General features: G+C 65.2%; 9 protein-coding genes. 7 read left to right on the forward strand and 2 right to left on the reverse strand.

Annotated features, from left to right (window positions below):
* From phaR to AC5JJ6_RS21620, 4 genes are all read left to right on the forward strand, one after another.
* On the forward strand, positions 1-602 hold a 602-nt coding region (phaR, locus tag AC5JJ6_RS21605; protein WP_496044038.1), incomplete at its 5' end, for a polyhydroxyalkanoate synthesis repressor PhaR.
* A 245-nt stretch (positions 603-847) separates the two neighbouring features.
* On the forward strand, positions 848-1,243 hold the full coding sequence (locus AC5JJ6_RS21610; protein ID WP_496044039.1) for a hypothetical protein: 396 nt from the start codon (positions 848-850) through the stop codon (positions 1,241-1,243).
* Positions 1,244-1,492: 249 nt separating this feature from the next.
* The gene (gene glgX / locus AC5JJ6_RS21615; RefSeq protein ID WP_496044040.1) at positions 1,493-3,640 is read left to right on the forward strand and encodes a glycogen debranching protein GlgX; all 2,148 of its coding nucleotides are present in this window, start codon (positions 1,493-1,495) and stop codon (positions 3,638-3,640) included.
* A gap of 76 nt (positions 3,641-3,716) precedes the next feature.
* Positions 3,717-4,730 carry a response regulator transcription factor gene (locus AC5JJ6_RS21620; protein ID WP_496044041.1) on the forward strand — a complete coding sequence of 338 codons (1,014 nt, stop codon included), beginning with the start codon at positions 3,717-3,719 and terminating at the stop codon, positions 4,728-4,730.
* Here AC5JJ6_RS21620 and AC5JJ6_RS21625 read toward each other — a convergent pair.
* Entirely contained in the window at positions 4,709-5,134 is a 426-nt protein-coding gene (locus AC5JJ6_RS21625; RefSeq protein ID WP_496044042.1) for a flavin reductase family protein, read from the reverse strand. The two genes, AC5JJ6_RS21620 and AC5JJ6_RS21625, sit on opposite strands and share 22 nt — an antisense overlap.
* A gap of 226 nt (positions 5,135-5,360) precedes the next feature.
* On the opposite strand from AC5JJ6_RS21625, the gene motA reads away from it, so the two are divergent.
* From motA to hmpA, 3 genes are all read left to right on the forward strand, one after another.
* Positions 5,361-6,221, forward strand: coding sequence for a flagellar motor stator protein MotA (gene motA / locus AC5JJ6_RS21630; protein ID WP_044435006.1), 861 nt, complete (start codon positions 5,361-5,363; stop codon positions 6,219-6,221).
* A gap of 12 nt (positions 6,222-6,233) precedes the next feature.
* Complete coding sequence (gene motB, locus AC5JJ6_RS21635; RefSeq protein WP_496044043.1) at positions 6,234-7,172, forward strand: flagellar motor protein MotB; 939 nt, start codon at positions 6,234-6,236, stop codon at positions 7,170-7,172.
* A 105-nt stretch (positions 7,173-7,277) separates the two neighbouring features.
* Positions 7,278-8,468: an NO-inducible flavohemoprotein gene (hmpA, locus tag AC5JJ6_RS21640; protein ID WP_496044044.1), complete on the forward strand. Its 1,191-nt coding sequence runs from the start codon at positions 7,278-7,280 to the stop codon at positions 8,466-8,468.
* A gap of 50 nt (positions 8,469-8,518) precedes the next feature.
* Here the strand turns inward: hmpA and AC5JJ6_RS21645 are convergent.
* Positions 8,519-9,392, reverse strand: an 874-nt coding sequence (locus AC5JJ6_RS21645) for a DMT family transporter (RefSeq protein ID WP_496044045.1), incomplete at its 5' end; no start/stop codon positions are given.

Consider the following 9,392-nt stretch of genomic DNA (forward strand, 5'->3'; position numbering starts at 1 on the left):
AAGTTGCCCCGATCACGATCAAGAAGTACGCCAACCGTAGGCTGTACAACACAGCGACGAGCAGCTACGTCACGCTTGACCACCTCTGCCAGATGGTCAAGGACGGGATGGACTTCGTCGTCTATGACGCCAAGACGGGTGAGGACATCACCCGGTCCGTCCTGACGCAGATCATCGTGGAAGAGGAAAGCAAGGGCCAGAACCTTCTGCCGATCAGCTTCCTGCGTCAGCTCATCAGCTTCTACGGCGACAACATGCAGTGGGTCGTGCCCCGTTACCTTGAGCACACCATGCAGTCTTTCGCCCGCAACCAGGAGCAGATGCGCGATTACTTCTCGAACACGATCGGCGGGATCTTCCCGTTCGGCACGACCTTCGAGGAGATGGGCAAGCAGAACCTCGCGATGTTCGAGCGGGCGATGCGGATGTTCACGCCGTTCGGACCGCAGGGCGAACAGGGCGGCAAGGGCCCGGGCGACCAGACCGAAGCGTTCATGCAGCAGACCCGGGCGGAAAACGAGAAGACCCTGAGCGATCTCCAGAAGCAGCTGGAAGAACTTCAGAAGCAGCTCGTGACGATCACCAAGCCGAAGTCCGACTAGGCAGGCTGGGGAATCCCGCGACAGCCAGGAGCCGTCCGGCCCCGGCTCCGTCCGGCCGCGACGGCTGAACGGCCTTGCCGGTACCCACGCGGGAAGCGTTCCCGTTCGGATAATCCGCCGTCGCCGCCGTGATTCGGAATTCCTTAAGTCATTTTCGCGGACGGTATTGTTCTATTCCCTGAGTGTTCATCTTCAACGGATTCGGCTGAAGGATGGCCGTAGGCCCAGTATCACGTTTGCCGGTCATGCCGCTGCCCGACTCGCGAAGTCTGGTGCCGGTTTCTGCCGTTCGCGCGCCGGCGCGGGCGAGCAAGGCCGAACGGGAAGCAGCCAGGAAGGTCCGCAAGCTTTCGGACGACGACTCCGACAAGGCTGCCGCCGAGACCAGAAGCGAGCGGGCCGAGGCGCCGGTCCGCAATGCCGATACCGAATTCCTCCCGCGGGAAGCCGCCGCCGCACCTGAAGCCGATGCTGCCCGGCGCGGCTGGTCCGCACCGGGCACCGCCCCCTTCGTCACGCAGGTCCTGGCTCAGGAAGTCCTCAAGTCGGGCCTGCACATCGAACCGTGGCGGCAGGCGATCGACGCCTATGAACGCGCCGCCGGCGCCGCGGCGCCGAGAGTGCGTCCGCCGATGCCGTAACCGGGCACCGCAAGGTCCTCGTCCAGCCGCCGGACCCGAGCCGCCAATCCGGTCAGGGGATCTGGCTGGCCAATCTAGCCGGATAGTCGTAAAGGCGACCCGAACGGAACCCCTTGCGCCGCCGGGCGATTTCCCACACCTTTCGGTTCCCCGACAGCGCCGTCCGGACGCACAAACCAGCGCAGCAGGACCCGTGACAGCCGATACGCCCCGCTCCCTCCGCTTTCCGACCATCCCTGGTGACCTTCCATGAAGACGACGGGCTCGCCGCGTACCGTGGTCTGGCCGGGCCGGCCCTATCCCCTCGGCGCGACCTGGGACGGCTTCGGCGTCAATTTCGCCCTGTTCTCGGCCAATGCCACCAAGGTCGAGCTGTGCCTGTTCGACAAGACCGGCACGCGTGAGATCGACCGCGTGACGCTGCCGGAATACACCGACGAGATCTGGCACGGCTATCTGCCGGAAGCGCGTCCCGGCACGCTCTACGGCTACCGCGTCCATGGCCCGTACGAACCGTCCGCCGGCCACCGCTTCAATCCCAACAAACTGCTGATCGATCCCTACGCAAAGGCCCTGTTCGGGGCGCTCCGCTGGTCGGACGCCCATTTCGGCTACCGCGTCGGTTCGACTCGCGAGGACCTTTCCTTCGACCGCCGCGACAATGCGCGCGGCATGCCCAAATGCCGGGTGGTGGACCGCGCCTTCACTTGGGGCGACGACCGCGCGCCGCGCGTACCCTGGAGCGATACCGTCATCTACGAGGCCCATGTCCGCGGCTTCACCATGCGCAACCCGGATGTCGGGCCGCAGCTTCGCGGCACCTTCGCCGGCCTCAGCACCCAGTCGGTGATCGACAAGCTGCGCCGGCTGGGGATCACCTCGCTGGAACTTCTGCCCGTCCATGCCTTCTGCGACGACCGCCATCTGGTCGAACGGACGCTGCGCAATTACTGGGGCTACAACACCCTGGGGTTCTTCGCGCCCGAACCCCGGTTCATGACCACCGGCGTCCTGTCGGAGTTCAAGACGATGGTGGCCCGCCTGCACGAGGCGGGGATCGAGGTCATCCTGGACGTCGTCTACAACCACACGGGCGAAGGCAACCAGATGGGGCCGACGCTCAGCTTTCGGGGCATCGACAACGCCAGCTACTACCGGCTGGCGCCGGGCGACAAGCGCTACTACATCGACGATACCGGGACGGGCAACACCCTGGCGATCACGCATCCGCGCGTGCTCCAGATGGTGATGGACAGCCTGCGCTACTGGGTTACGGAGATGCATGTGGACGGCTTCCGCTTCGACCTCGCCACCACGCTGGCGCGCGAGCCGAACGGCTACGATCCGCGCTCGGGCTTCCTGGACGCGATCGGACAGGACCCCGTGCTTTCCGGCGTCAAGCTGATCGCGGAGCCTTGGGATGTCGGCCCCGGCGGCTATCAGGTCGGCGGCTTTCCGCCCGGCTGGGCCGAGTGGAACGACCGCTACCGCGACACCGTCCGGCGCTATTGGCGCGGCGACGAAGGGATGCTGCCGGAGCTTGCCGGCCGCCTGACGGGATCCAGCGACCTCTTCGAGCGGCACGGACGCCGCCCCTGGGCCAGCATCAACTTCGTCACCGCCCATGACGGCTTCACGCTGAACGATCTCGTCTCGTACAATCACAAGCACAACGAGGCCAATGGAGAGGGAAATCGCGACGGTCATTCCGGCAATCACAGCTGGAACCACGGCGTCGAGGGACCGACGGACGATCCCGATATCCTGACCCTGCGCGCCCGCCAGCGCCGCAACTTCCTGACGACACTGCTGCTGTCACAGGGTACGCCCATGCTGCTGGCCGGCGACGAGATCGGCCGTTCCCAGGGCGGCAACAACAATGCCTATTGTCAGGACAACGAGGTTTCCTGGATCGACTGGACCGGCGCCGGAGAAGAGGGCCGCGACCTGGAGGAGTTCACCCGCCTGCTGCTCGACCTTCGCCGCCGTCACCCGGCGCTGCGCCGGCCGGCGTTCCTCCACGGTACCAAGACTTCGGCCGACGGCGTCAAGGACATCACGTGGTACACGCCCCAGGGGACCGAGAAGACCAGCGAGCAGTGGGGCGACCGGCTGGCCCGCTGCATCGGCCTCCTGCTCAACGGCGGGGCCGGAAAATACATGACGGTCGATGGCAATCCGGCAACCGACGACAGGCTGCTGATCGTCTTCAATGCGTTCCACGACACGGTGCCCTTCAAGCTGCCCACGGTACCGGGCGGTACCGCTTGGCGATGCCTGCTGAATACCGTCGACGATGTCGGCCGGGCCGATACCACGGGGCATCCCGCCGGTACCAGCTTCGATGTGGCCGGGCGCTCGGCTCTGCTGTTCGTGCTGATAGATACAAAGCATTAGGATATTCGGCCGATAATGGCGGACCGGACGCGGCACCCTGCCGCGCCGGAACCGCTGAGATCGAACACCGTCCACCATGCCCGACAACGATCTGAGCCAGATCGACTGCGTTCTGTTCGAACCGGAAACGAACGTCAGGCATCTCCTGCGGGAGGCCCTGAGCCGTCTCCGGATTCAGAACCTCCAGGTCTTCGGGCATATGGAGGATGTCTGGAAGGCCTTTCAGGGAGGCAACCCCGACCTGCTGATCGCCGACGCCACCAGTCCCGGCAGCGAAACCTTCAAGCTCGTCCAGTCGGTGCGGCACAGCTCGGTCGGGGCCAATCCCTTCCTCGGGATCATCGTGACCGCGTTCCACCCTACCGGCGCCCTGCTGACCAAGGTCACCAACTGCGGCGCCGACGCCCTGCTGGTCAAGCCGGTGGCCTTCCGGCAGATCCAGGACCGGATCAATGGCCTGATCGACCAGCCCCGCAACTTCGTGGTGACCAGCGACTTCATCGGGCCCGACCGCCGCAGGGCGCCACGCGAAGGCAGTCCGATCCCGCTGCTGGAAGTTCCCAACACGTTGAAGATGAAGGCGACCAGCAGTTTCGCCAAGGTCAATCCCCAGGCACTGATCGAAGCCGGGATCCGCGACGTCAACGAACAGAAACTCCTGCGCCACGCCTTCCAGGCTGCTTTCCTGATCGAATTCGCGTTGCCCGCCGTGGCAGGGGAAAATGGGGCCGACGGAAAAGCCGACAAGATGGCGCTCGACCATCTCGCACGGGTCGGGCCGGTGCTGGAAGATATCGTCCGCCGGCTGCCGAGCCCGATATCCGGCAGCCGTGCCAGGATCCCCGATCTGGCGCACGACCTTGCCGCCGGGGTCGAGATCGCCCGTTCGCAGGGACTTTCGGGCAGGCCGCCTTCGGACCCGGACCGCCTGCGGGAAAGCGCGTTGGAAATCATGCAGGCGCTGAGCCCCGACAAGGACCCGCAGGCGCTGGCGCGCGACGTCGGTTCCGCGGCGGCGGCCTACCGGGGGCGCCTCATCGCCATCGTCGCGGCGAAATCGGCGGTTCCTCAGTCCTCGACCGTCGCGTAGTTGCCCCGGAAATAGAGCAGCGGCTTGCCGTCGGCCGTCGACGCCAGCCGCTTGACGCGGCCGACGAGAATGACGTGGTCGCCGCCGTCATGGACGGCTTCCGTCTCGCAGTCGAGCGTCGCCAGACACCCGTCCAGCACCGGGGCGCCCGTCTCCCACCGCTCCCACGCGACGCCGTCCCAGCGGTCGCCGATCGTCGTGGAGAACCGCACGGACAGGTCGCGCTGCTCGTCGCCCAGGACGTTCACGGCGAAACGACCGGAAGCGCGGAAGGCATCCAGGTTATGCGACGAGCGGTCCAGGCAGAACAGCACCAGCGGCGGTTCCAGCGATACCGAACTGAAGGAATTGGCGGTCAGCCCGACCGGTTCGCCCGCATCGGTGACCGTGGTGACCACGGTCACTCCGGTAGCGAAACATCCAAGGGCATTGCGGAATGCCCGCCGGTCAAATTCCATGTCGCTCAGTCGCTCGGTTCAGGCTGAAGAACGGGTCGTGCCTTCGGTATCGTAGCGGAGCACGCCGCGCAAGTGGGATAGGGGGCCACGGTCGCACTTAAAAGCTTCTTAACGAAACTCGCCCACTCTGCAATTTCCAATCGCGGGTATAACGGCGGCGGCGCTTTACGGCATGTTGTTCATCATCGGCTCCATTACCGTCTTAGTCTGCGTGCTGGGCGGATATGTGGCCATGGGCGGGCATCTGGCCGTTCTGTGGCAGCCTTTCGAAGCCGTCATCATCGTCGGGGCCGCGATCGGCGCCTTCATCATATCCAACCCGAAGACCGTGCTGGGACGTACCGGCAAAGCCATGCTGACGGTGCTGAGAGGGTCGCGCTACAACAAGGACAGTTACCTGGAGCTGCTGAGCCTCCAGTATCAGGTCTTCAAGATCGCCAAGACGCGCGGCCTCCTGGCACTCGAGCAGCACATCGAGAAGCCGGAGGAAAGCGCGCTCTTCCAGCAGTTTCCCAAGTTCTACAGCGATCCTCATGCCGTCGTCTTCCTGTGCGACTACCTGCGCCTGATGTCGCTCGGTTCGGACAATCCGAACGAACTGGAAAACCTGATGGAGGAGGAACTGGAGACCCACCACGAGGAACACGCCCAGATCTCGGGAGCCATCCAGACCATGGCCGACGGCATGCCCGCTCTCGGCATCGTCGCGGCCGTGCTTGGCGTCATCAAGACCATGGGCGCCATCACGGAGCCGCCGGAAGTGCTGGGCAAGCTGATCGGCGGCGCGCTGGTCGGGACCTTCCTGGGCGTGTGGATCTCGTACGGCTTCCTGGCTCCGATCGCCAGTTCGCTGAAAGCCGTGCACGACGCAGAGGCAAAGTACTTCCAGTGCCTCAAGGCCGGCCTCCTGGCACACCTGCACGGCTATGCTCCGGCCGTTTCGGTCGAGTATGCCCGCAAGGCGCTGCTGTCCGACGTCCGCCCGACCTTCTACGAGGTCGAAGAGGCTACCTCAGCCCTGCCGCCGACCTGACCGGCGCATTCCATGGCCCCGCCTCCCCTCCCCGGCAATCAGCAGCCGGTCATCATCATCAAGAAGCGAAGGAAGCGCCCCCATGCAGCCCATCACGGCGGCGCCTGGAAGGTGGCCTACGCCGACTTCGTGACCGCCATGATGGCGTTCTTCCTGCTGCTCTGGCTGCTCAACGTCACGACGCGCGAGCAGCGTGCCGGCATCGCCGATTATTTCAGCCCGGCAAGCGTCTCCCGCTCGACCAGCGGCAGCGGCGGGGTACTGGGCGGCCTCACGATAACCGTTCCCGGCGCCATGATCTCGCCCGGCGCCCCGGTCAGCTTCGCTCAGCCGACGCCAAGCCGGGCCGGCGAGTCGGACAAGGAGCCGAACCAGACGTCGCAGGAACAGTACGACCGCGCCGGCATGAGCACCCAGCAGATCGAGGAGAATGCGCTGCGCGAGGAGATGGCGCGACGAGAGCAGCGTCAGTTCGAGCAAGCGGAGATGACCCTTCGCCAAGCGATCCAGGGCATACCTGAACTGGCGCAGCTCGCCGACAGCCTGATGATCGAACAGACACCGGAAGGTCTTCGCATCCAGATCCTCGATCAGGCGAACTATTCGATGTTCCCGCTCGGCAGTTCGCAGATGTATGCGCCGACCCGCCAGATCCTCGGTCTGGTCGCCCAAGCCGTCGGCCGGCTTCCGAACAAGCTGTCGATCAGCGGGCATACCGACGCCACGCGTTTCGCACGCGGAGATGTCTATGGCAATTGGGAGCTTTCGACCGACCGCGCCAACGCCAGCCGCCGTGCCCTGATCGCAGGCGGTATCGCCGAAGACCGGATCGAGACGGTCGTCGGCCGCGCCGACCGGGACCACCTGTTCCCGGACGATCCCCAATCTCCGCGCAACCGCCGGATCAGCATCGTGCTGCTGCGGGACATCAAGCCTCCGCCACACCGCTGACATCCGGGGTTTAACTGCCGGGTCATTTGATGTAGATCAAATACACCTTCATGAACGCCTGTTAACATGTATTAACAATACATCTTCACAAGGACCTGAACCGCTATGTCCGCCCACTTGAGCGCACGAACCATCGCACTGGTCAAAGCGACCGTCCCTGCCCTGGAAGCCCAGGGCCTGGATATCACCCGGCGCATGTACCAGCGCATGTTTGCGGACGAGGCAATTCGCGACCTTTTCAACCAGTCCCACCATGGCGAGACCGGCTCTCAGCCCAAGGCCCTGGCATCCGCCGTCCTGGCCTATGCGCAGAACATCGAACGGCTCGACGTCCTTGGGCCTGCGATCGAGCGGATCGCCCAGAAGCATGTCGGCCTGCAGATCCTGCCCGAGCATTATCCCGCCGTCGCGGAATCGCTGCTGGGAGCCATCAAGGACATCCTGGGCGACGCGGCGACCGACGAGATCCTGGCGGCCTGGGGTGAAGCCTACTGGTTCCTTGCCAATATCCTGATCGGCCGCGAAAAGCAGATCTACGACACCACGGCGACCGCTCCCGGCGGATGGTCCGGCTGGCGCGATTTCGTGGTCGAGAGCAAGGAGAAGGAAAGCGATATCATCACTTCCTTCGTCCTGCGCCCGCAGGACGGCGGCCCGGTCCTGCGGCACCGGCCCGGCCAGTACCTGACCTTCTGGCTGGAAATTCCCGGCCATCACCCGCTGAAGCGGAACTACAGCATTTCCAGTGCGCCCGACGACCGCGGCTATCGCATTTCGGTCAAACGGGAACCCGGCGGCATTGCCTCGAACTGGCTGCACGACAGGGTGGAACCGGGTGCCATCTTGAAGGCGGCGCCTCCGGCGGGCGAGTTCTTCCTGCCGGAAAACCCCGATCGTCCCGTCGTCCTGATCAGCGGCGGCGTGGGCCTGACCCCGATGGTCAGCATGCTCGACGCCATCGTCCGGACCGGACGCGGCATTCCCGTCCGGCATATCCACGGTACGCTGAACGGCGCCACCCATGCCCGCGCCCTGACGGCGGCCAGCCCCAACACGACGACCTTCTACGCCGAGCCGAGGGCAGAAGACCAGGCGGGCCGCGACTTCGACCACGCCGGCCTCATCAGCATGGACTGGCTGCGCGAGCACACTCCGCTGGCTGAAGCGGACTACTATCTGTGCGGCCCCCGTCCCTTCCTGCGCACCTTCGTCAAAGGCTTGAGCGCCGCCGGCGTTCCCGCAAACCGCATCCATTACGAGTTCTTCGGTCCCGCCGACGAACTCCTCGCCGCCTGACACCGGGTGGATTCACCTGCACCGGCCGCGCCCGCAACGGGCGCGCCGGCTCACCTGTCCGCCGCCGGTGCCGTCGCCGGTGCCGCCGGTGCCGCCGTCGCCAGCCAGATCCCCGGCAGGATCATCACGATGCCGATCAGGTGGAACATCTGCGGCGCTTCGCCCAGAAGCACATAGGCCAAGCCGGCGATATAGACCGGCACCAGATACATCAGAAGCCCGGTCCTGCCCGGCCCGACCATCGCGACCAATTTTCCGTATAGCAGGTAGGCCCCAAGCCCCGGCACGAGCGCCAGGAACATCCAGGTCGCCGCCGTCCGCCGATCGAAGTCCGCCACATAGCCCAGCGCCATCTCCAGTCCCAGGAACGGCAGCATGATCAGCAATCCCATCGCCGTGATGACCGCGAAGCGGGCAGTCAGATCGAGCTTCGACGGCCGGTACTTCAGCAGCACGGAATAGAGCGCCCAGCCGACGGTCGCCAGCAACGTCCACAAATCTCCGGCCGTGAAGGCAAGATGAAAGAGACTGCCGGGATCGCCCCGCGTGACGATCGCGACGACGCCGACCAGAGACAGCGAGATGCCCGAGACCTGACGCAACGATACGCGCTCACCCCAGAACAGGCGTGCGAACACGACGATCAGGATCGGCGTCGTCGAATAGATCAATCCGATGTTGGTCGCCGTCGTGGTCTGTCCGGCAAGATAGACCGGAGCGCCGCAGACACCCATGCCGAGGGCGCCGAGCGCCGCCAGGGTACGCCACTCTCGGCCGATGACGGCGCGGCAGCGCCAGAGCGCCCGTGCGGTGAACGGCAGCAGGAACAGCAGCGTCAGGAACCAGCGCCCGAAGGCCAGCGCCACGGGCGGCACGCTGCCCTCGACCCACCGTGCCGCCAGCATGTTGCTGGACATCAGCAGG

The organism is Skermanella sp. (assembly GCF_059503625.1).

Excerpts from the sequence above, each read along its gene's own strand:
- AC5JJ6_RS21610 (WP_496044039.1), top strand. The coding sequence starts at position 848 with ATGCCGCTGCCCGACTCGCGAAGTCTGGTGCCGGTTTCTGCCGTTCGC.
- glgX (WP_496044040.1), top strand. The coding sequence starts at position 1,493 with ATGAAGACGACGGGCTCGCCGCGTACCGTGGTCTGGCCGGGCCGGCCC.
- AC5JJ6_RS21620 (WP_496044041.1), top strand. The coding sequence starts at position 3,717 with ATGCCCGACAACGATCTGAGCCAGATCGACTGCGTTCTGTTCGAACCG.
- motA (WP_044435006.1), top strand. The coding sequence starts at position 5,361 with ATGTTGTTCATCATCGGCTCCATTACCGTCTTAGTCTGCGTGCTGGGC.
- motB (WP_496044043.1), top strand. The coding sequence starts at position 6,234 with ATGGCCCCGCCTCCCCTCCCCGGCAATCAGCAGCCGGTCATCATCATC.
- hmpA (WP_496044044.1), top strand. The coding sequence starts at position 7,278 with ATGTCCGCCCACTTGAGCGCACGAACCATCGCACTGGTCAAAGCGACC.